The sequence below is a fragment of the Pseudomonas sivasensis genome (genome assembly GCF_052938085.1).
In genome coordinates, this window is the sequence record NZ_CP176442.1 from 573502 (window position 1) to 593435 (window position 19934).

Below are 19934 nucleotides of genomic sequence, written 5' to 3' on the forward strand. Positions count from 1 at the left end.
ATTCAGCTTAAGCGTGTGCAGGAACCTGCTGTTACAATGCCCGCCTCTGTAAAATCTGAAATCAGGAGCACACGGTGCCCGTCGTTTTCGTCGCCGCTTCCAAGCTGCCTACCCCTTTTGCCACGTTCACCATGAACGGCTTTCTCGAAGAAGCCACCGGGCGTGAGCACGTTGTGCTCAGCCTCGGCGATATCGCGGATGGCGCGCCAGTACTGGGTCGTGTGCATTCCGAGTGCCTGACCGGCGATGCGTTGTTCAGCCAGCGCTGTGACTGCGGCTCGCAACTGGAGGCGGCCATGCGCGCCATCGCCCGTGAAGGCCGTGGCGTGCTGCTGTATCTGCGCCAGGAAGGCCGCGGTATTGGCCTGCTGAACAAAATCCGCGCCTACGAGCTGCAAGACGGCGGCGCTGATACCGTTGAGGCCAACGAGCGCCTGGGTTTCGCTGCAGACCAGCGTGACTACGCGATCTGCCTGCCAATGCTTGAGCACCTGGGCGTGAAATCCCTGCGTCTGATGACCAACAACCCGCGCAAGGTCAAAGCCTTGACCGAGATGGGCATCACCGTGGCCGAGCGTGTGCCGCTGCATACCGGGCAAAACCCCCACAACAAGCTCTATCTGGCGACCAAAGCCAGCAAGCTCGACCATATGATGGGCAACGAGCATCAGGGCGAGGTCGACCGCGCGTGACCCGTGGCCAGGTAAAGCGGCGACTGTCCTTCAACTGGTGGCAGTACCTGGCCCTGGCGCTGCTTCCGTTGTTCGTGCTCAACCTGGTGTTTGGCCAGGTAGCGCTGCTGCCCGTTCTGGCGATGCCGTTCTTCATCGCTGGCGTGGCCTCGATGTTCCTAAGCCTGCGTTACTTCCACGGCTATAAACACGCGCTGATCGCCACCTCAAAAGCTCTCGATACTCCCGAAGAACCGGCTGCCTGGATCACCCTCGCGGCCCGCCGGCGCACGGCTTTGCTGGTGGCGGCGATTCCCGCGTGGGTGGGCGCGCTGGCGGTGTTCGTTGGCCTGGAAGCGGTGCCGCTGTTCCTGCTGGCGCTGTCGACGATGGTGCTGTTTTACCTCTACCGCATTCCCCGTCAACTCGGATGATGCACCGCTGGCTGGCGCTTCTGCTGCTGACACTGAGTGCACAGGCCTTGGCCGCCGAGCGGGTGGTGAGCCTGGCGCCATCCCTATCTGAAATCGTGGTCGAACTGGGTGCTGCCGATCTGCTGGTAGGCGTGCTTGATGGCGGCGAACGGCCGGCCGAGTTGGTGAAGGTGCCATCGGTGGGGCATTACGGCCAGTTAGACATGGAGCGCCTGCTCAGCCTCAATCCCGACCTGATTCTGCTGTGGCCCGGCAGTGTCGGCCCGGCCCCGCGCGAGCCGCTGCAACGCCTGAATATTCCGGTGTACGTCGCCGAACCTCATAGCCTCGAACAGTTGACCACCCAAGTCCAGGCCATAGCCGAGCAATTAGGCCGTGCCGACGCCGGCCGGCAATTGGCCGCGCAACTGCGCGAGCGCCTGGCCGGGTTGCGCCAGCGTTATCAACGTGTCGAACCGTTGCGGGTGTTCTATCAGGTGTGGAACCAGCCGCTGTACACCGTGGGCGGTGGCCAGATCATCAGCGACGCGCTGAGCGTGTGCGGTGCGCGCAACGTGTTTGACGACCTGAAGCTACCCGCACCGCAGGTCAGCATCGAGTCGGTGTTGCAACGTAATCCCGAAATGATTCTGGTGGGCGATCAGGCTCAGAAGGACGCCTGGAAGGACTGGCCAAGCATGGCGGCGCGGGTACAGTTGGTTCCGGACAAAGGCCTGGAACGGCCCAGCGGGCAGATGCTGGAAGCGCTGGCGCGGCTGTGTCAGGTAATTGCCCCGAGCCGATGAAGCCAGTACTAGGCGACAATCAGATTTCAGGTGTCCAGGTCACACCAAACATCCACGCCCGGCCCTCTTCACGGTAATCCTGATTGTTCAGAAATGCCGGATCGTTGTAGCTATAACGTGCCCGCGAATAGGATTTATCCAGCACGTTATCAACCTTCAGCGACAGCGCTACTTCTCGGCTAACCGCCCAACTGCTGCGCAACCCGAGCAATCCGTAGCCGCCCAGGCGCTGCGTGTTGTCTTCATTGTCGTAGCTATTGCTGATGGCCTGCCAACTGGCGCCCACGCCTACCTGATCGAATTGCCGATCCATATCCAGGCTCAATGTGCGGCGTGCACGACGGGCCAAGGTGTGGCCGCTGTCGCGGTCGCGCGGGTCGATGATCGAAACACCCAGGTTGCCCTGCCAGCCGAACAGTTCCTGTTTCAGCGCCGCTTCAAAGCCATCGATGCGCGCCGATGCCACATTCTGCGGTTTGTCGGTACGGTCGAGGATGATCGCATTGCTCAGGTCGGTGCGGTACACCGAGGCTTCCAGGCGCGTGCTGTCACTCAGTTGGCTGCGCCATTGCAGTTCGTAGCTTTTCGAGGTTTCGGGCTGCAGGTTGGGGTTGCTGTATTGCGTTTGCGGGTAATACAGGTCGTTGAAGCTCGGCGCACGGAATCCTTCGCTGTAACTCAGTAACAGGTCATTGTCGGGATTGACCGGCACGGTGAGCGTACCGCTCCAGCTGTTCTGGCCGCCGAACTGCTGGTTCTCGTCGTGGCGCAGACCCAGCTCTGTGGAGAACCGTTCGCCGCGGAAGCGGTGCTGCACAAAGGCGGCGCGGTTCCAGCGGCTGTTTTCGGTGAAAGTGGTGGAACCGTGGAAGCGGTCTTCGTACCAGTCACCGCCCAAGATCAGGCTGTTCTGTTCATCCAGGGTCAGGTCGTTCTGCCAGTTGACGGAGTCGCGGTAGGTGTTGAATGCGCTGAAATAATCACTGAGGGTGTCGCGTTTGGTGTCACGGTTCTCGCTGTGGCCCAGTTCCACGCGCGATTGCCAGCGCTCACTGAACGTGGCGTCGATATAACCGCTGGCGCTGCTCACGGCGTAGTCGGTGTAGGGTTTTTGCCCAACAGTCTGCTTGGTGACGATGTCGTAGCGGCCGAAGCTGTTGTCGTACTCCGACTTGCCACGGTTATCCAGCAGGTTGAAACCCACCTCCAGCGCATCGCTGAACGAATGGCTGAGGTTCAGGCTCACCGATTGGTTGCGATAGGCATCATGGTCGCCGTCGCTGGGGAAGGATTCGTGGGTCGAATTGATCCCGGCAGTTTCATCCAGGCTCGCCCCGAGGTTGAAGCGCGTGTGTTCATCGCCACCCGAGAGACCGAGGCTGCGCTCCCAAGTGTTATGACTACCAAAACCCAGTTTCACGCGCGGTTGCAGGCCTTGCTCGGCGTTGCGCCGGGTAAACACTTGGATCACACCGCCGATGGCATCGCTGCCGTAGATCACCGAGCGCGAGCCGCGCAGGACTTCCACGCGCTCAATCTGGTCGATATTCAGGTATTGCAGGCCGCTGTCGCCGGACGTGGCGTTAGCGATGCGCTGGCCGTCCACCAGCACCAGGCTCTGGGCGGATTTAGTGCCGCGTAGGTAGATCCCCGGCAAACTGCCGCGTCCGCCGGTTCGCGCGACTTGCGCGCCGGGCACTCGGCTGAGCAGGTCAGTGAGGCTGGTGGGTTGCAGGCGGTCGATGTCGTCGCGGGTGAAGACGGAGTTGGCGGCGCTGCTGTCGTTGCGCGCCTGCACCTGACGGTTTGCGCTGATAACCACTTCGGGGAGCTTCAGGGCCTCGTCGCGGGTTTCGGCGAGCAATTCAGGGGAGGGCAGAAGCAGCAGGGCAAGGTACAGGCGATTCATAGACTGTTCACAGCTTTTGAAGGTGACACAAATCAAATGTGGGAGGGCGCTTGACCCCCGATGGCGGCCTGTCAGTCAGCATAGTTGTTGACTGAACTGCCGCTATCGGGGGCAAGCCCCCTCCCACATGTTGATCCGGTTTCTAGAGGTCCAGCAGCACCATTCGTGCGCGCACCGAAGCCTCGATCCCTGCTTCGTCCAAGCCGCACTCCGCCAGCATCTGCGCTGGCTTGGCGTGTTCGACGTACACATCCGGCAAGCCCAGGTGCAGCACCGACTTGAGGATATTCTCCCGTGCCAGGAACTCACTGACTGCCGCGCCGGCGCCGCCCATGATGGCGTTCTCTTCAACGGTCACCAGCAACTCATGGCTACCGGCGATCTCGCGTACCAAGGCTTCATCCAGCGGTTTGACGAAGCGCATATCGACCACGGTCGCGTCGATCTTTTCGGCGACTTTCAGTGCTTCGGCCAATTGCACGCCGAACACCAGGAACGCGACCTGGCTGCCCTGGCGACGCACGATGCCTTTGCCGATCTCGATCGGCTCCAGATCTTTTTCGATCACTGCATTCGGGCCATTACCACGCGGGTAACGCACGGCGGCCGGGCCGTTATACAGGTGGCCAGTGCTGAGCATCTTGCGCAGTTCGTTCTCGTCGCTCGGCGTCATTACCAGCATGCCGGGGATGCAACGCAGGTACGATAGGTCGAAGCTGCCGGCGTGAGTTGGGCCGTCTTCGCCTACAAGACCCGCGCGGTCGATGGCGAACAGCACGTCAAGGTTCTGCACCGCCACATCGTGAATGAGCTGGTCATAACCGCGTTGCAGGAAAGTGGAGTAAATCGCTACTACTGGCTTGGCGCCTTCACAGGCCATACCGGCGGCGAAAGTCACCGCGTGCTGCTCGGCAATCGCCACGTCGAAATAGCGCAGCGGGAAACGCTCGCTGAACGCCACCAGGTCGGAGCCTTCCTTCATCGCCGGGGTAATGCCCACCAGGCGCGAGTCGGCAGCGGCCATGTCGCACAGCCATTCGCCAAACACACCGGAATACTTCGGCCCGCTGGCCTTTTTCGGCGCAGCGGCTGGGGCGTCCACAGGTTCCAGCTTGGTGATCGCGTGGTAACCAATCGGGTCGACTTCCGCCGGGGCGAAGCCTTTACCTTTCTTGGTGACGATATGCAGGAACTGCGGGCCTTTGAGGTCGCGCATGTTACGCAGCGTGGCGATCAGAGTGGGCAGGTCGTGGCCGTCGATAGGGCCGATGTAGTTCCAGCCCAGCTCTTCGAACAGGGTACCGGGGACAAGCATGCCCTTGGCATATTCTTCGGTGCGTCGGGCAATTTCCCACGCGCCGGGCAGACGCGAGAGCACCTTCTTGCTGCCTTCGCGCATGCTGGCGTAGGTACGGCTGGAGAGGATTTTTGCCAGGTAGTTGGACAGGCCACCGACATTGCGAGAGATCGACATGTCGTTGTCATTGAGGATCACCAACATGTTGGCGTTCACTTCAGGCGCATGGTTCAGCGCTTCGAAGGCCATGCCGGCGGTCAACGCGCCATCACCGATCACGGCAATCGCCTTGCGATCACTGTTTTGCAGGCGGGCGGCAATCGCCATGCCCAGCGCTGCACTGATAGAGGTGCTGGAGTGACCGACGCCAAAGGTGTCGTACTCGCTCTCGGCGCGACGCGGGAAGGCGGCAACACCGTCCTTTTGGCGCAGGGTACTCATGCGCTCGCGTCGGCCGGTGAGGATTTTATGCGGATACGCCTGATGGCCCACGTCCCACACCAGCCGGTCGTCCGGGGTATCGAACACGTAATGCAACGCGATGGTCAGCTCGATGACGCCCAGGCCTGCACCAAAATGCCCACCGGTCTGACCGACCGTGTAGAGCAATTCCAGGCGCAGTTCATCGGCCAGGGTTTCCAGCTCGGCTTCACCCAGACGACGCAGGCCGTCCGGCGTGACAGCACGGTCGAGCAGGGGCGTGGACGGGCGCTTGCGGGGAATCTCTTGAAACGTCGTGGGCATCAGGCGAATCGTTATAGGTATAAGAAGAGGCGGCAGTTTACCTCAAGCATCGCAAACTGCCCACGCAGAGCGCCGAACTTGGCCGATATGCGGCTGCAATGGCCGCTGTTATCAGTGGCGGCGTTCGACGATATACCGCGCCAGGTCACGCAGTGGCGCGGCTGCCGCGTCGAAAGGTCGCAGGGCGTCCAGGGCCTGGTCGCGCAGTTCCAGGGCATATGCCTTGGCAGCGTCGAGACCAAGTAGCGCAGGATAAGTCGGTTTGTCCCGTGCGATATCGGCACCTTGGCGCTTGCCCAAGGTGGCCGTGTCACTTTCCACGTCGAGAATGTCGTCCTGCACTTGGAAAGCCAGGCCGATGGCCCGGGAATACGTCTGCAAGGCCGCCAACTGTGCAGCTTCGGCACGGCCACTGGCCAGGGCACCGAGGTGCACGGCAGCCTCTATGAGCGCGCCGGTCTTGTGGCGATGCATATGTTCCAGAGCTTTTTGATCCAGCTTGAGACTGACCGAACCCATGTCGATCGCCTGCCCACCGACCATACCGGCCGGGCCGGCAGCGTGGGCGAGGGCGGTGACCATGCGCAGGCGAGTCTCGGCGTTGACGCTGCTCAAGCCCGGGTCCAGCAATGCGCTGAACGCCAGGCTTTGAAGGCCGTCACCGGCCAGAATCGCATAGGCTTCATCAAAGGCTTTATGAGTGGTTGGCTGGCCGCGACGCAGATCGTCGTCGTCCATTGCCGGCAAATCGTCGTGTACCAGGGAATAAGCGTGGATCAGCTCCACCGCACACGCCGCGCCGTTGGCCTGCTCGGCAGGCGCACCGAGGGCTTCACACGCCGCATACGCCAGCAACGGGCGCACACGCTTGCCGCCATTCATCACGCTATAGCGCATGGCTGCATAGAGACGGTTCATTTCTGGGCTGGGCGCAACAAACAAGGGCTCCAGCGCCGCATTCACCCGGGCTTGGCTACTGGCCTGATACGCGTCGATCATTCCGGCTGTTCCGCATCGAAAGGTTCTTCGGCCAACTCCCCGTCACGCTCCAGCAACACCTGCACCTTCTGCTCCGCCTGCGCCAGCGCGCTCTGGCAGTCGCGAGTCAGGCCGATGCCTTGCTCAAACGCCGTCAGCGAGTCCTCCAGCGACAACTCGCCATTCTCCAGACGCTCGACCAGGGTTTGCAGGTCGGCGAGGGATTGTTCGAAATCGAGTGCAACTTTTTTGCGGGCCATGGCGGCTATTCCGGTAGACGGTAAACCGGCGGGACACTAGCAGACATGGGGGAGTGGGGCAAATGAGTGGTGGGAATTACGAGGTGGTAAATCGCACCGTCGATTGAACACAGGTGGTCCCGCAACACGCGGGATGGGGACGTTGCCGGCAGTTGCAAAACAGTTGCCAAGCCCCGAGCAAGTTGAGCGTGAACGGACGGGTTACGCTCAGGTGAACACCGAAAGCCTGCTTTTCAAGGCAGGCTTATCGGGAATTTCGGCTGACTTATTTCTGATGGGCTGTCAGCGCCGCATAACCATTCATCAAGTTGCGATAGTTGGGAATACGCTGGGACAACAGATTGCCCAGGCCTTCGATATCGTTGCGCCAGTCGCGGTGCAGCTCACACGCCACCGAGAACCAGTTCATCAACTGTGCACCGGCTTGCGTCATCCGGTTCCATGCCGCTTGTTGCACGGTGGTATTGAACGTGCCGGATGCATCGGTCACCACAAACACCTCAAACCCTTCTGCCAACGCCGACAAGGTCGGGAACGCTACGCACACATCCGTTACTACGCCGGCAATGATGATCTGCTTACGGCCGGTAGCCTTGATCGCCTTGACGAAGTCTTCGTTGTCCCACGCATTGATCTGGCCAGGACGAGCGATGTACGGCGCGTCCGGGAACATCTCCTTCAACTCAGGCACCAGAGGGCCGTTGGGGCCTTGCTCAAAGCTGGTGGTGAGGATGGTCGGCAGGTTGAAGAATTTGGCCAGGTCGGCCAGTGCCAGCACGTTGTTCTTGAACTCGTTGGGCGAGAAGTCTTGCACCAAGGAAATCAAGCCGGTCTGGTGGTCGACCAGCAGGACTACGGCGTCGTCTTTGTTCAAGCGGTTGTAGGTCGGAGTGCTCATGGTTGAATCCTTTTTTGTTTAAGTGGGTTTGGCGTTGCGTTCAACATGGGCACAGATTAATGGGTCGTGATTGGAGGATAAATCGGGCCAGGGGAGTCTTACTGTCAACTAAAAAGGGACAAAGGATGGAGGCTGGGCATGGCGTTGGGAGCGAGCGGAGGCCAAGAGGATGGGTGCACGTTGGCTTGATTTGCAGGGGGGAGATTATTAGAGGCATTAAAAAGCCGGCTTGTGGCCGGCTTCTCGGGGACTGCCTCAGCTTGTTTTTGACAAACCTCACCAGCCTTCAAATCGCTCAGCCCACATTGCGTCGGGCTGAATAGTAGGGGCATCCGCGGGAACTCCTCCGCTTCGCCGAGCAGGGTGGTTAGCCTTAAGCCACCCCCTGCCAAATGTGCGGCGCATGATACCCACATTCACCTTAAATGCCCACCTCCGGTTCCGATTTAGAGCCTTCCCAGCCTAATAGGTGCTCATCCAGCGGCACGGGCGGGCGGCGGTTGTTGAGGGTGGACCACCAGAATATCCAGCCGACGATTTTGAAGTTCTGCTCGAAGCGTTCTTCATGGTTGAGGTATTCGTCCGGGTGTTCGCTGGCGTTGTGGCTTCGCATGCGCAACCCTCCCCCTGGACGGTTGTAGAGATATTTGATGCGCAGCATGCCGTCGTGTTCGACGGCGTAGATTTCGCCATCAATGATTTGGGTGCGGCCTCTGTCGATGGCGAGGGTGGCGCCCTGTTGGATGATGTCGATCATGCTGTGGTCGACCATGTAGGCGCCTACCGCGCGGTCAGGGTTGACGGTAAGGGTTTCGAGAGTATGCAGGGAGACGCGGATGCGCTCGGTTGAGGTGAATGTGGGGTGGGGGGGAATCTCCACGTCGAGTGGTTCCGGAGGGCAGGTTGGGCCTGTGAGGTACTTTCCGCCTCCTTCTCGGGTGCTGGGCAGTCCTTTCCGGGCGTCTGGGCCTTCCAGCAGGAAGTTGGCCGGTGGGTGTTTGGGGCCTTCGCCGGTGCGCAGCCAACGGCTGGAGACGCAGAGAAGTTCTGCAAACTCGTTGAGTCGGCCCATGGGTACACCGCGTTTGAACCAGTTGTTCACGTGTTGAGGCGTGACACCACGGTTTTTGGCGAAGTCGGATGCGGAAAGATGAACTTCCTGCAATAGCACTTTTAAACGATCACCTGATGTATTCATAAACGCAGAGTTTACTGGCCAAGAAAACCAATCAAATAAACCATGCGTTGAATTGCGCCTGTAGGTTTTTGCTTAGTTGTGGCTTGATCTTTCAGTTGTATCGCTTAGTTGAACGGCGTGTATTAATTTTTGAACTTGTTGTTTAGTTTTCCTACAAAAAAGCCCCGAATAATCGGGGCTTTTTAATTGCCGGGGCAATGAAGAGCGGGTATCAGCCTTTGTAGGCTGCAACCGACTTCATGATCTCGGCGCGGGCGGCGTCTGCGTTGCCCCAACCGTCGATCTTCACCCACTTGCCTTTTTCGAGGTCTTTGTAGTTCTCGAAGAAGTGCTTGATCTGTTCCAGCAGCAGTGGTGGCAGGTCGGTGTATTCCTTCACGTCCACATACAGCTGGGACAGCTTGTCGTGTGGGACTGCGATAACTTTGGCATCGCCGCCGCCGTCGTCGGTCATGTTCAGGATGCCGACTGGACGTGCGCGGATGACCGAACCAGGGGTGACCGGGTAAGGCGTTACGACCAGCACGTCGAGGGGATCACCGTCGTCAGCCAGGGTGTTCGGGATGAAACCGTAGTTGGCCGGATAGAACATTGGGGTGGCCATGAAACGGTCAACGAACAGGCAGTCGCTGTCTTTGTCGATTTCGTATTTGATCGGCGCGTGGTTGGCCGGAATCTCGATGGCGACGTAGATGTCGTTCGGCAGGTCTTTGCCAGCCGGAATCTTGCTGTAGCTCATTGGGCGTTGCCCCCGTAGTTGGCCATATGACATGGCCGGATTGGCCTAAAAGTGGCGGCGATTATAGGCATATTCTGACGGCGATGCCATGCGCCAGACGTCGTACGGTCATTCGTCTTGTGGCTGATAACGCGGGTCGTGGGCTTGCAGATGGGTCAGGCGGGCCAAGGGGTCTTGGCGATAAAAGCGACTGAGTTGGGCATACACCTGTGGATAAGTGCGGACCAGTAAATCCGGGGCGCTGAAAAAATATTCGCTGGTGACTGCGAAGAATTCCGCCGGGTTTTCTGCGGCGTAGGGGTCGATCTCGGTGTCGGCGTCCGGGTTGGCGTCCAACTGGCGATTGAGATCGTCATAAGCGCTTTGCATCACGCTGGCCCATTCCTGCACGCGCATGTCGTGGTGCAGCGGCGGTAGGCCGTTGGCGTCGCCGTTGAGCATGTCGAGTTTGTGGGCCAGTTCGTGGATCACTAGGTTGTAGCCCTCCCACTGGCCGCTGGCAAGTACGCCCGGCCAGGCGAGGATCACCGGGCCTTGCTGCCAGGCTTCACCGCTGTGTTCGCCGTCCCACTCGTGTTCGATACCGCTGCTGTCTCGATGGCGCTGGGGGCTCAGGAAGTCGTCGGGGTACAACACGATTTCGTGGAAGCCCTGATACCAGTCGAGGTCGCCGAGGTTCATCAGTGGCAATTGCGCCTGAGCGGCGAGCAGCAGGCGTTGTTCCTGGTGCAGCTCGACGCCCGGCAGGGCGGTGAGGTGTTTTTCGGCGAGAAACACCACGCAGGCTTCGCGCAACCACTGGTCCTGCTCGGCGCTGATACCGTCGAGGAAGGTCAGGTGGTGGCGCACCCGTTGCCAGGTTTCATCGGCAATCGGGTGCTTGGCCAGCAGGCGCCGGCGACGCCAGGCGCTGAGGGACCACATCGCAGGTTACTGCGGCTTGGCTTCGGAGGAAGTGCGGCCAAAACGGCTGCGGAACACACCAATGATCATCGGCACCAGGGACAGCAGGATGATGAACACCACCAGCAGCGACAGGTTTTTCTTGATAAAGGGCACGTTGCCGAAGAAGTAGCCCAGGGTCACCAGGCCGCCGACCCAGAGGATAGTGCCCAGCACGCTGAATCCGAAGAACCGTGGGTAGGGCATTCTCGCGATGCCGGCCACGAACGGCGCAAAGGTGCGCAGAATCGGCAGGAAGCGCGCCAGGGTCACGGTTTTGCCGCCGTGCTTGTCGTAGAAATCGTGGGTTTTTTGCAGATAGTCGCGGCGGAAAATCTTCGAGTTCGGGTTACTGAACAGGCGTTCTCCGGCTGTTCGTCCGATTACGTAGTTGGTGCTGTCGCCGAGGATTGCCGCCAACATCAACAGGCCGCCCAGCAATACCGGGTCCATGCCGCCACCTGCGGCGATGGCTCCGGCGATAAATAGCAAGGAGTCGCCTGGCAGGAACGGCATGACCACCAGACCGGTTTCGCAAAAGATGACCAGAAACAGAATGGCGTAGATCCACGGACCGTAATTGGTTACCAGCAGGTCGAGGTAGACGTCGAGATGCAGGATAAGGTCGAGCGGGTTGAAATCCATGGATGGCACCTGTGTGAACGGCCCGGCTCAGCAGGCCTGTGCGGAAGCTCGGGTAATAAGGCTACAAGTGTATGCCGCATTTCTTACAACCCTGAAAGGTCCGCATTATACGGATTGAGAGGTGAAAAGCGTGTTGGTTTTGTAGCGGGGGATGTCGTGGCGTGAGGTCTGAAGATCGCCAGAAATCAATGTGGGAGCGGGCTTGCTCGCGAAAGCGGTGGGTCAGTTATAAATAGTCTGACTGACAAACCGCTATCGGGGGCAAGCCCCCTCCCACAAGGTGTCCACGGTGTCCGGGAGTCAGTCTTCGCTGATCGGCAAGGTGTAGTTCTTGAACTCGGTGTCTTCACGAAACCCGATTGACTCGTACGTCTTCTGCGCCACTTGGTTATCACTGCTGGTCGATACCCGCAGCCGCACCGCGTGAGTCTCCTTGGCCATCTTCTTCGCTGTGCGCATCAAGTTATCCGCCACCAGTTGCCGGCGCGCGTCTTCGGCCACATAGATGTCGTTGAGGATCCACACCCGCTTGAGCGAAAGCGACGAAAAGCTCGGATACAACTGACAAAAACCAAGCAACTTCTTGTCGTCATCATCGGCCAAGGCCAGGTAAATCACCGACTCCTTGCGGCGCAGGCGCTTTTCCAAAAAAGCCCGCGATGAGTCCGGGAACGGCAGGGCCCCATAAAACTCGCGGTATTTGACGAACAGCGGGGTCAACAGGTCCAGGTGTTCCAGGGTCGCTTGAGTAATCCGCATGCCAGGCCTCAACTTCCAGATGGGTATGACCACACGTGCGGCCGTGAATTGATGCTGCCTAAAGACGCCAAAAAGCGCAATCGTGCCGGGATCAGTCCTGCGGTGGGCTGAGCAGGAAATTACCTTTCATCAGGTTCGGATCGTCGGACTCGATGGTCTGCAGCTGTGCCTCATCCTTGAGGTTTACCCCCGAGAGCTGCCGGCGACACGCCTCTTTCATCAAATACAGCAAACGATGGGCCGCCATCCCGTAACTCAAGCCTTCCAAGCGCACGTTGGAGATGCAATTGCGATAGGCATCGGTGAGTCCGATCTTAGGGTTGTATGTGAAATACAGCCCCAGACTGTCCGGCGAACTGAGCCCCGGCCGTTCGCCGATGAGGATCACCACCATTTTGGCGCCGAGCAGTTGCCCGATTTCGTCGGCCACCGCCACGCGCCCCTGTTCCACCAGGATCACCGGCGACAAGGACCACCCTTCGGCGTGGGTTTGTTCTTCCATGCGCGTAAGAAACGGCAACGTATGTTTATGCACTGCCAGCGCCGACAGACCATCAGCCACCACGACCGCCAGGTCCACGCCGCCGGGATGCGCTGCCGCGTAATCCCGCAGGCTCTGTGCCGATTCGTCGCTCAAGCGCCGCCCCAAATCCGGACGTTGCAAGTAGCTATGCCGGTCGGTTGCGGCGCTGTGCAGCAACAGGCTGTCACGCCCACGTTCGGCCAGTTGACTGCTAAGGCCAGCATGGTCGAAAGGCAGATGCACCGCGTCCCGCGCCTGGGCGTGGGCAAATTGGAAATCAAGCTGGGCGTTGGTAGGAATGCTGGTACCGGTACGGCCCAAGGCAATACGCGCCGGGGTCAGGCGCCGCAGTTCCAACCACGGGTTTTCAGGCAGGTCGAGTTGCACAGGCGGCTCCTTCATCCCAATTGCGCCAGGGCGTGGCGAAACGCCGGTGGCAGGCTGTTGCCGAAGCGCACCTTGCCGTCGGCTTGCGTAAAAATGCCCATTTTTGCCAGCCACTGTTCAAACTCCGGTGCCGGCTTTAAACCCAACGTCTGGCGAGCGTACAAGGCGTCGTGGAACGAGGTGGTCTGGTAGTTGAGCATGATGTCGTCGGAGCCGGGGATACCCATGATGAAGTTGATCCCGGCCACGCCCAGCAGGGTCAGCAGGGTGTCCATGTCGTCCTGGTCGGCTTCGGCGTGGTTGGTGTAACAGATGTCGCAACCCATCGGTACACCCAGCAATTTGCCGCAGAAGTGGTCTTCCAGGCCGGCACGGATGATCTGCTTGCCGTTGTACAGATACTCGGGGCCGATAAACCCGACCACCGTGTTTACCAGAAACGGTTTGAAATGCCGTGCCACGGCATAGGCGCGGGTTTCGCAGGTTTGCTGGTCGACGCCAAAATGCGCGTTGGCCGACAAGGCGCTGCCCTGGCCGGTTTCGAAATACATCAGGTTTTGGCCCAGAGTGCCCCGGTTCAAGCTCAAGCCCGCGTCGTAGCCTTCCTGCAGCACATTCAGGTTGATGCCGAAACTGGCATTGGCCGCCTCGGTGCCGGCAATCGACTGGAACACCAGATCCAGCGGCACGCCGCGGTTGATGGCTTCGATGGAGGTGGTGACGTGGGTCAGCACACAGGCCTGGGTGGGGATTTCGTAGCGCTGGATAATGGCGTCGAGCATCTCCAGCATCGCGCAGATCGAGGCGATGCTGTCGGTGGCCGGGTTGATGCCGATCATGGCGTCGCCGTTACCGTACAACAGGCCGTCGAGAATGCTCGCAGCGATGCCCGCCGGCTCGTCGGTCGGGTGGTTAGGTTGCAGGCGGGTCGACAGGCGACCGCGCAGGCCCATGGTGCCGCGAAACTGGGTGACGACGCGGATCTTCTGCGCCACGAGTACCAAGTCCTGCACGCGCATGATCTTGGACACCGCAGCAGCCATTTCCGGTGTCAGACCCGGCGCCAAGGCGCGTAGGGAATGCTCATCGGCAGCGTCGCTGAGCAGCCAGTCGCGCAGGCCACCGACGGTCAGGTGACTGACAACGGCGAAAGCCTGCTTGTCGTGGGTGTCGATGATCAGTCGGGTGACTTCATCGCTTTCATAGGGGATCAGCGCTTCTTCGAGGAAGTGTTTCAACGGGATATTTGCCAGCGCCATTTGCGCCGCCACCCGCTCACCGTCGTTCTGCGCGGCGACGCCGGCGAGAAAGTCTCCGGAGCGCGCGGGACTGGCCTTGGCCATCACGTCCTTGAGGCTGTCGAAGCGGTAGGTTTGTGCACCCACCGCGTGGGAAAAGCTTGCCATACAGTGTCTCCTTGACGACGCGGGCAGCAGCCCGCGTCGAGGTTTACGGCAGTTAGTGCAAGGCGGCCTCTGCGGCCTGGATCGCCGCGAATTCCTCTTCGGGCGTGCCTGCTACCAAGTGATGCCGGCTGTAGAAAGCAAAGTAAGCAATTAATACTCCATAGATGATCGCGGCGCCAATCACCACCCGTGGATCCACCAGAAAGCCCGCAACGACGGCCACGCAGGCGAGTACCAAGGCAACCCCTGAAGTGAAAATGCCACCCGGCGTGCGGTAAGGACGGTCCATTTTGGGGCGACGGATGCGTAGGGTTATGTGCGCGGCCATCATCAGTACGTAGGAAATGGTCGCGCCAAACACCGCCACCAGGATCAGCAAATCCCCCTGGCCTGTCAGCGACAGGCCGAAACCGATAATGCCGGGGATCACCAGCGCCAGTACCGGTGCCTTGCTCTTGTTGGTCTCAGACAGCTTGCGCGGCAGGTAGCCGGCACGGGACAAGGCGAAGATCTGCCGCGAATAGGCATAGATAATCGAGAAAAAGCTGGCGATCAGTCCGGCCAAGCCAACCAGGTTGACGAAGCTGCCCATCCAGGTCGAACGGCCGTAGGACAACGCCAGCGCTTCCACCAGCGGGTTCCCGGATTTGATCAACGCGTAAGTGCCCGCGCCGCCCGGTGCAATCACCAGGATCAACAAGGCAAAGCTGGTCAGCACCACAATGGCGCCGATCAGGCCACGAGGCAGGTCGCGCTTGGGGTTCTTGGTTTCTTCGGCGGCCAGCGGCACGCCTTCTACGGCCAGGAAAAACCAGATCGCGTAGGGAATTGCCGCCCACACGCCGACGTAGCCAAACGGCAGGAAGGTGCTGGCGCCCTTGGCCTCGGTCACCGGAATATCCAGCAAGTTGGCGACGTTGAAGTGCGGCACCATCGACACCAGGAACACGCCCAGTGCAACCGCGGCGATGGCAGTGATGACAAACATCAGCTTCAAGGCTTCGCCAACGCCAAAGATGTGGATACCGATAAAGATGATGTAGAACGCCAAGTAGATCATCCAACCGCCAATGCCGAACAGCGACTCGCAGTAAGCGCCGATAAACACCGCGATGGCGGCGGGGGCTATGGCGTATTCGATCAGAATGGCCGTGCCCGTGAGAAAACCGCCCCAAGGCCCGAAGGCACTGCGGGCAAAGCCGTAGCCACCGCCAGCGGTAGGGATCATCGAAGACAGTTCGGCCAGGGAGAAACACATGCACAGGTACATGGTGGCCATCAGCAATGTGGCGAGGAACATACCGCCCCAGCCACCCTGGGCGAGGCCAAAGTTCCAGCCGGCATAGTCGCCGGAAATAACGTAGGCAACGCCGAGCCCAACTAACAGCACCCAGCCGGCGGCGCCTTTTTTAAGTTCGCGTTGTTGGAAGTATTGGGAGTCAACTTTTTCGAAGTCGACAGAAGATCCAGTCGGTTCGCTAGGCATGAAGAAGTACCTTTCGTTGTTATTGTTTTTAACTCGGCCTCTGTGTGCCGAATGCTATTCGCAAGTACTTGTGACGATCTAAGTGTGGGAGGGGAAAACCCCCTCCCATCAATGACCTTGTTTCAAAAGTGGGAGGGGATGTTAGTTAGAAGAAGCCCAGTGGATTAATGTCGTAACTCACCAGCAAGTTCTTGGTCTGCTGGTAGTGGTCCAACATCATCTTGTGTGTCTCGCGGCCCACACCGGACTTCTTGTAGCCACCGAACGCGGCATGCGCCGGGTACAGGTGGTAGCAGTTGGTCCACACTCGGCCCGCCTTGATCGCCCGGCCCATGCGGTAGGCGCGGTTGATGTCGCGGGTCCACACGCCGGCGCCCAGGCCGAACTCGGTGTCGTTGGCAATGGCCAGGGCTTCGGCTTCGTCCTTAAAGGTGGTGATGCTCACCACTGGGCCGAAGATTTCCTCCTGGAACACACGCATTTCGTTGGTGCCCTTGAGCAGCGTCGGCTGGATGTAATAACCGCCGGCCATGTCGCCGGTGAGCTGCTCCACCTTGCCGCCGGTGAGCAACTGCGCGCCTTCGCCCTTGGCGATTTCCAGGTAGGACAGGATCTTGTCGAACTGCTGCTCGGACGCCTGGGCGCCGACCATGGTGTCGGTGTCCAGCGGGTCACCGCGTTTGATCTGCTCGATTTTCTTCATCACCACTTTCATGAAGTCGTCGTAGATCGACTCTTCCACCAGCGCACGGGATGGGCAGGTGCACACCTCGCCCTGGTTGAAGAACGCCAGCACCAGGCCTTCGGCGGCTTTCTCGATGAAGGACGGTTCGGCTTTCATGATGTCGGCGAAGAAGATGTTCGGCGACTTGCCGCCCAGCTCAACGGTGGACGGAATAATGTTCTCCGCCGCCGCATGCATGATGTGCGAACCCACCGGGGTGGAGCCGGTGAAGGCGATCTTGGCGATGCGTTTGCTGGTGGCCAGAGCTTCGCCGGCTTCTTTGCCGAAACCGTGGACTACGTTCAGCACGCCCGGTGGCAGCAGGTCGCCGATGACTTCCATCAGCACGTTGATGCCCAGCGGGGTTTGTTCGGCGGGCTTGAGCACCACGCAGTTACCGGCCGCCAGGGCCGGGGCGAGTTTCCAGGCGGCCATCAGCAGCGGGAAGTTCCACGGGATGATCTGACCAACCACGCCCAGAGGCTCGTGGAAGTGATAGGACGCGGTGTGTTCGTTGATCTCGGCGCTGGTGCCTTCTTGGGCGCGGATGCAGCCGGCAAAGTAGCGGAAGTGGTCGGCGGCCAGCGGGATATCGGCGTTGAGGGTTTCACGCACGGCTTTGCCGTTGTCCCAGGTTTCGGTAATGGCCAGCAGTTCGAGGTTCTGTTCGATGCGGTCGGCGATTTTCAGCAGCACCAGCGAGCGGTCCTGGGCCGAGGTCTTGCCCCAGGCGTCAGCGGCGGCGTGGGCGGCGTCGAGGGCCTTGTCGATGTCTTTGGCAGTGGAGCGCGGGAATTCGGCGATGGGTTTGCCGTTGACCGGCGAGGTGTTGGTGAAATAGTTGCCGTCGACCGGCGCAACGAATTCGCCACCAATGTAGTTGCCGTACTTGGCCTTGAACGAAACGATCGCGCCTTCAGTACCGGGGTGTGCGTAACGCATGGTGGGTATCTCCTGGCTTTTATGTTTATTGGAGTGCAGCGCTCAAGCGCTTGGTAAAGCGTAGAGCAAAGGTCGGGCCACTGCCTTGAGGGCCAGGTAAATCAAGGGGTTGAGGTTTGTTGAAAGGCATTGCTGTCACACGCCTGGCACAGCCTGGGTGACACTTTGTGCCATAAACGGTACAGCCTGTGACCGGTGGGTCTGCACGGGATTGCATCTCTTGCAGGGCTGGGGGATGCTGGACGCTCTCACGCAGGGAGAATAATAAGAACATGCACAACGATCATTTCAGTCGCCATGCCCAGCAAGTCCTCACCGTGGCACGTGGCCGTGACCCCTCCAGCGATCCGTCCATCGCCCGTTCCTGGCTGCGGTGCCTGGAGGATTACCACCTGGATCCCGCGCAGACCATCGCACCCACCGTGCTTGAACACGGGCGCCTGTTGGAAAGCCGCGAGCGTCTGCAGCAAGTGCTCCACATCGCCGGCAGTGAGATGAATAGCCTGCACCAGCAGCTCTCCGGTGCCGGCCACGCGGTACTGCTGACCGATGCGCGCGGAGTGATCCTCAACTGTGTCACTGCGCCGTCCGAGCGCAAGATTTTCGAGCGCGCCGGTCTGTGGCTCGGTGCCGATTGGAGTGAAGCCTGCGAAGGGACCAATGGCATCGGCACCTGCCTGGTGGAGCGTCAGTCCCTGACCATTCATCGCGATGAACACTTCCGTGGCCGCCACACCGGGCTGACCTGCTCGGCGAGCCCGGTGTTCGACCCCCATGGTGAATTGCTGGCGGTGCTGGACGTGTCGTCAGCCCGGGAAGCGGTATCGCGCCAGAGTCAGTTTCACACCATGGCGCTGGTGAACCTGTCAGCGAAGATGATCGAGAGCTGCTACTTCCTGCGCCATTTCGAGCACCACTGGCTGTTGCGCTTTCATCTGCAGGCCGAGTCCGTGGGCCTGTTCAGCGAAGGGTTGCTGGCGTTCGATGGTGAAGGGCGCATTTGCGCGATGAACCAGAGCGCGCTGAATCTGCTAGGGCAGGTTCGAGGCAACCTGCTGGGTCAGCCGGTGGAGGCGTTCTTCGACTGTTCTCTGGATCAATTACTCGGTCGCGCCAGTGCCAATGCGACCGCCAGTTGGCCACTGCGCACCCGCGATGGGCGGCGCTTGTTTGCCGCACTGCGTGGTCAGCCACGCAGTGTGTCTTTACCCATCGCGAAGGCTGAGCCCGCCCGCCTGGCTGGCATCTGCCTGGGTGATCCGGCGTTGCAAAATGATTTTCGCAAGGCGCTGCGGGTATTCGAGCGAGATGTGCCGCTACTGATTAATGGGGAAACCGGCAGCGGTAAAGAAGCCTTCGCTAAGGCCGTGCACCATGCCAGCCAGCGTGCCGACAAAGCCTTCGTCGCCCTCAACTGTGCCGCCATCCCGGAAAGCCTGATCGAAAGCGAGCTGTTCGGCTATCGCGGTGGCAGTTTCACTGGCGCGCGGAAGGAGGGCATGCAGGGTAAGTTGCAACAGGCTGACGGCGGCACTCTGTTCCTCGATGAAATCGGTGATATGCCTCTGGCTCTGCAAACCCGCTTATTAAGGGTTCTGGAGGACCGCATGGTGGTGCCTATCGGCGGTGAGCCCCAGGCGGTTAACGTCAGAATTATCAGCGCGACGCACCGCAACTTGCTGGGGCGTGTCCAGGACGGCAGTTTCCGTGAGGACTTGTATTACCGGCTCAACGGGCTGGAAGTTGGGTTGCCACCGCTGCGTGAGCGCAGCGATAAATCTCAGTTGCTGGATTTTCTGCTGGCTGAAGAGGCGGGCGGGCAGACTGTACAACTCGACCCGGCGGCGCGTTCGGCGCTGTTGACCTTTGCCTGGCCCGGTAACGTCCGACAACTGCGCACGGTGCTGCGTACGTTGGCGGCGCTGTGTGACGACGGGCGCGTGGGCCTTGAAGATTTGCCCGCGTCGATCCGCCAGGCCCGGCCGCAACCGGTGGTTGAGGCTAAGCCCGCCGAGTCGCCCCTGGAAGACGCCGAGCGACTTGCCTTGCTAACGGCCTTGGAACAACAGCGCTGGCACATGTCCCATACGGCGGAGCAACTGGGTGTCAGCCGCAATACGTTGTATAGAAAGCTGCGCCGGCACGGCATCGCACGTGCGTCTCTGCCCGGGTGATCGTGGTTTGGTCCTACAGCTAAAGAGTGCGAT

The 19934-nt window shown here is 60.1% G+C and carries 18 protein-coding genes; 4 read left to right on the forward strand and 14 right to left on the reverse strand.

Annotation, left to right across the window (positions count from 1 at the left end; genetic code table 11):
* Positions 1-74 precede the first annotated feature (74 nt).
* Genes ribA through ACKZ62_RS02825 form a run of 3 tightly spaced genes read left to right on the forward strand, consistent with a single transcriptional unit; the run spans position 75 to position 1890 of the window.
* Positions 75-692, forward strand: a complete 618-nt coding sequence (gene ribA, locus ACKZ62_RS02815) for a GTP cyclohydrolase II (protein WP_032884567.1) — start codon at positions 75-77, stop codon at positions 690-692.
* Positions 689-1105, forward strand: a complete 417-nt coding sequence (locus ACKZ62_RS02820; protein ID WP_095186193.1) for a nuclear FMR1 interacting 1 family protein — start codon at positions 689-691, stop codon at positions 1103-1105. The genes ribA and ACKZ62_RS02820 overlap by 4 nt, the downstream gene beginning before the upstream one ends.
* A complete protein-coding gene (locus tag ACKZ62_RS02825; protein WP_447096300.1) occupies positions 1102-1890 on the forward strand; it encodes a cobalamin-binding protein in 789 nt (262 codons plus the stop codon). The genes ACKZ62_RS02820 and ACKZ62_RS02825 overlap by 4 nt, the downstream gene beginning before the upstream one ends.
* 19 nt (positions 1891-1909) lie before the next feature.
* On the opposite strand, the gene ACKZ62_RS02830 is transcribed toward ACKZ62_RS02825, so the two are convergent.
* The 14 genes from ACKZ62_RS02830 to exaC all read right to left on the reverse strand — a co-directional run bounded on the left by ACKZ62_RS02830 (position 1910) and on the right by exaC (position 17727).
* A complete protein-coding gene (locus tag ACKZ62_RS02830) occupies positions 1910-3799 on the reverse strand; it encodes a TonB-dependent receptor domain-containing protein (protein WP_447096301.1) in 1890 nt (629 codons plus the stop codon).
* A gap of 142 nt (positions 3800-3941) precedes the next feature.
* Positions 3942-5840, reverse strand: a complete 1899-nt coding sequence (gene dxs, locus ACKZ62_RS02835; RefSeq protein ID WP_447096302.1) for a 1-deoxy-D-xylulose-5-phosphate synthase — start codon at positions 5838-5840, stop codon at positions 3942-3944.
* Positions 5841-5951: 111 nt separating this feature from the next.
* Positions 5952-6839, reverse strand: coding sequence for a (2E,6E)-farnesyl diphosphate synthase (gene ispA, locus ACKZ62_RS02840; protein ID WP_032884572.1), 888 nt, complete (start codon positions 6837-6839; stop codon positions 5952-5954).
* On the reverse strand, positions 6836-7078 hold the full coding sequence (locus ACKZ62_RS02845) for an exodeoxyribonuclease VII small subunit (RefSeq protein ID WP_003176346.1): 243 nt from the start codon (positions 7076-7078) through the stop codon (positions 6836-6838). The genes ispA and ACKZ62_RS02845 overlap by 4 nt, the downstream gene beginning before the upstream one ends.
* Positions 7079-7343: 265 nt before the next feature.
* The gene (gene ycaC / locus ACKZ62_RS02850; RefSeq protein ID WP_122752994.1) at positions 7344-7976 is read right to left on the reverse strand and encodes an isochorismate family cysteine hydrolase YcaC; all 633 of its coding nucleotides are present in this window, start codon (positions 7974-7976) and stop codon (positions 7344-7346) included.
* Positions 7977-8397: 421 nt separating this feature from the next.
* The gene (locus ACKZ62_RS02855; RefSeq protein ID WP_447096303.1) at positions 8398-9174 is read right to left on the reverse strand and encodes a LexA family transcriptional regulator; all 777 of its coding nucleotides are present in this window, start codon (positions 9172-9174) and stop codon (positions 8398-8400) included.
* A gap of 211 nt (positions 9175-9385) precedes the next feature.
* On the reverse strand, positions 9386-9913 hold the full coding sequence (gene ppa / locus ACKZ62_RS02860) for an inorganic diphosphatase (protein ID WP_003176323.1): 528 nt from the start codon (positions 9911-9913) through the stop codon (positions 9386-9388).
* A gap of 108 nt (positions 9914-10021) precedes the next feature.
* Positions 10022-10837 (reverse strand): M90 family metallopeptidase, encoded by an 816-nt coding sequence (locus ACKZ62_RS02865; protein WP_032884574.1) that lies wholly within the window; start codon positions 10835-10837, stop codon positions 10022-10024.
* Between the two features lie 6 nt (positions 10838-10843).
* Positions 10844-11500: a DedA family protein gene (locus ACKZ62_RS02870; protein WP_122752993.1), complete on the reverse strand. Its 657-nt coding sequence runs from the start codon at positions 11498-11500 to the stop codon at positions 10844-10846.
* Positions 11501-11800: 300 nt separating this feature from the next.
* Entirely contained in the window at positions 11801-12259 is a 459-nt protein-coding gene (locus tag ACKZ62_RS02875) for a GNAT family N-acetyltransferase (protein ID WP_032884576.1), read from the reverse strand.
* 91 nt (positions 12260-12350) lie between these two features.
* Positions 12351-13184 (reverse strand): ethanolamine ammonia-lyase subunit EutC, encoded by an 834-nt coding sequence (gene eutC / locus ACKZ62_RS02880; protein WP_032884577.1) that lies wholly within the window; start codon positions 13182-13184, stop codon positions 12351-12353.
* A complete protein-coding gene (locus tag ACKZ62_RS02885) occupies positions 13181-14575 on the reverse strand; it encodes an ethanolamine ammonia-lyase subunit EutB (protein WP_099603283.1) in 1395 nt (464 codons plus the stop codon). The genes eutC and ACKZ62_RS02885 overlap by 4 nt, the downstream gene beginning before the upstream one ends.
* Before the next feature lie 52 nt (positions 14576-14627).
* Positions 14628-16061 carry an ethanolamine permease gene (gene eat, locus ACKZ62_RS02890; protein ID WP_447096304.1) on the reverse strand — a complete coding sequence of 478 codons (1434 nt, stop codon included), beginning with the start codon at positions 16059-16061 and terminating at the stop codon, positions 14628-14630.
* A gap of 145 nt (positions 16062-16206) precedes the next feature.
* Positions 16207-17727 (reverse strand): acetaldehyde dehydrogenase ExaC, encoded by a 1521-nt coding sequence (gene exaC / locus ACKZ62_RS02895; RefSeq protein ID WP_032884580.1) that lies wholly within the window; start codon positions 17725-17727, stop codon positions 16207-16209.
* Between the two features lie 272 nt (positions 17728-17999).
* On the opposite strand from exaC, the gene ACKZ62_RS02900 reads away from it, so the two are divergent.
* Entirely contained in the window at positions 18000-19901 is a 1902-nt protein-coding gene (locus tag ACKZ62_RS02900; protein WP_181640284.1) for a sigma-54-dependent Fis family transcriptional regulator, read from the forward strand.
* Positions 19902-19934: the final 33 nt, after the last annotated feature.

Excerpts from the sequence above, each read along its gene's own strand:
- ACKZ62_RS02825 (WP_447096300.1), top strand. The coding sequence starts at position 1,102 with ATGATGCACCGCTGGCTGGCGCTTCTGCTGCTGACACTGAGTGCACAG.
- ACKZ62_RS02870 (WP_122752993.1), bottom strand. The coding sequence starts at position 11,500 with ATGGATTTCAACCCGCTCGACCTTATCCTGCATCTCGACGTCTACCTC.
- ispA (WP_032884572.1), bottom strand. The coding sequence starts at position 6,839 with ATGATCGACGCGTATCAGGCCAGTAGCCAAGCCCGGGTGAATGCGGCG.
- ACKZ62_RS02885 (WP_099603283.1), bottom strand. The coding sequence starts at position 14,575 with ATGGCAAGCTTTTCCCACGCGGTGGGTGCACAAACCTACCGCTTCGAC.
- ycaC (WP_122752994.1), bottom strand. The coding sequence starts at position 7,976 with ATGAGCACTCCGACCTACAACCGCTTGAACAAAGACGACGCCGTAGTC.
- ACKZ62_RS02830 (WP_447096301.1), bottom strand. The coding sequence starts at position 3,799 with ATGAATCGCCTGTACCTTGCCCTGCTGCTTCTGCCCTCCCCTGAATTG.
- ACKZ62_RS02900 (WP_181640284.1), top strand. The coding sequence starts at position 18,000 with ATGCACAACGATCATTTCAGTCGCCATGCCCAGCAAGTCCTCACCGTG.
- eutC (WP_032884577.1), bottom strand. The coding sequence starts at position 13,184 with ATGAAGGAGCCGCCTGTGCAACTCGACCTGCCTGAAAACCCGTGGTTG.
- ACKZ62_RS02875 (WP_032884576.1), bottom strand. The coding sequence starts at position 12,259 with ATGCGGATTACTCAAGCGACCCTGGAACACCTGGACCTGTTGACCCCG.
- ppa (WP_003176323.1), bottom strand. The coding sequence starts at position 9,913 with ATGAGCTACAGCAAGATTCCGGCTGGCAAAGACCTGCCGAACGACATC.
- exaC (WP_032884580.1), bottom strand. The coding sequence starts at position 17,727 with ATGCGTTACGCACACCCCGGTACTGAAGGCGCGATCGTTTCGTTCAAG.
- eat (WP_447096304.1), bottom strand. The coding sequence starts at position 16,061 with ATGCCTAGCGAACCGACTGGATCTTCTGTCGACTTCGAAAAAGTTGAC.
- dxs (WP_447096302.1), bottom strand. The coding sequence starts at position 5,840 with ATGCCCACGACGTTTCAAGAGATTCCCCGCAAGCGCCCGTCCACGCCC.
- ACKZ62_RS02855 (WP_447096303.1), bottom strand. The coding sequence starts at position 9,174 with ATGAATACATCAGGTGATCGTTTAAAAGTGCTATTGCAGGAAGTTCAT.
- ACKZ62_RS02845 (WP_003176346.1), bottom strand. The coding sequence starts at position 7,078 with ATGGCCCGCAAAAAAGTTGCACTCGATTTCGAACAATCCCTCGCCGAC.
- ACKZ62_RS02865 (WP_032884574.1), bottom strand. The coding sequence starts at position 10,837 with ATGTGGTCCCTCAGCGCCTGGCGTCGCCGGCGCCTGCTGGCCAAGCAC.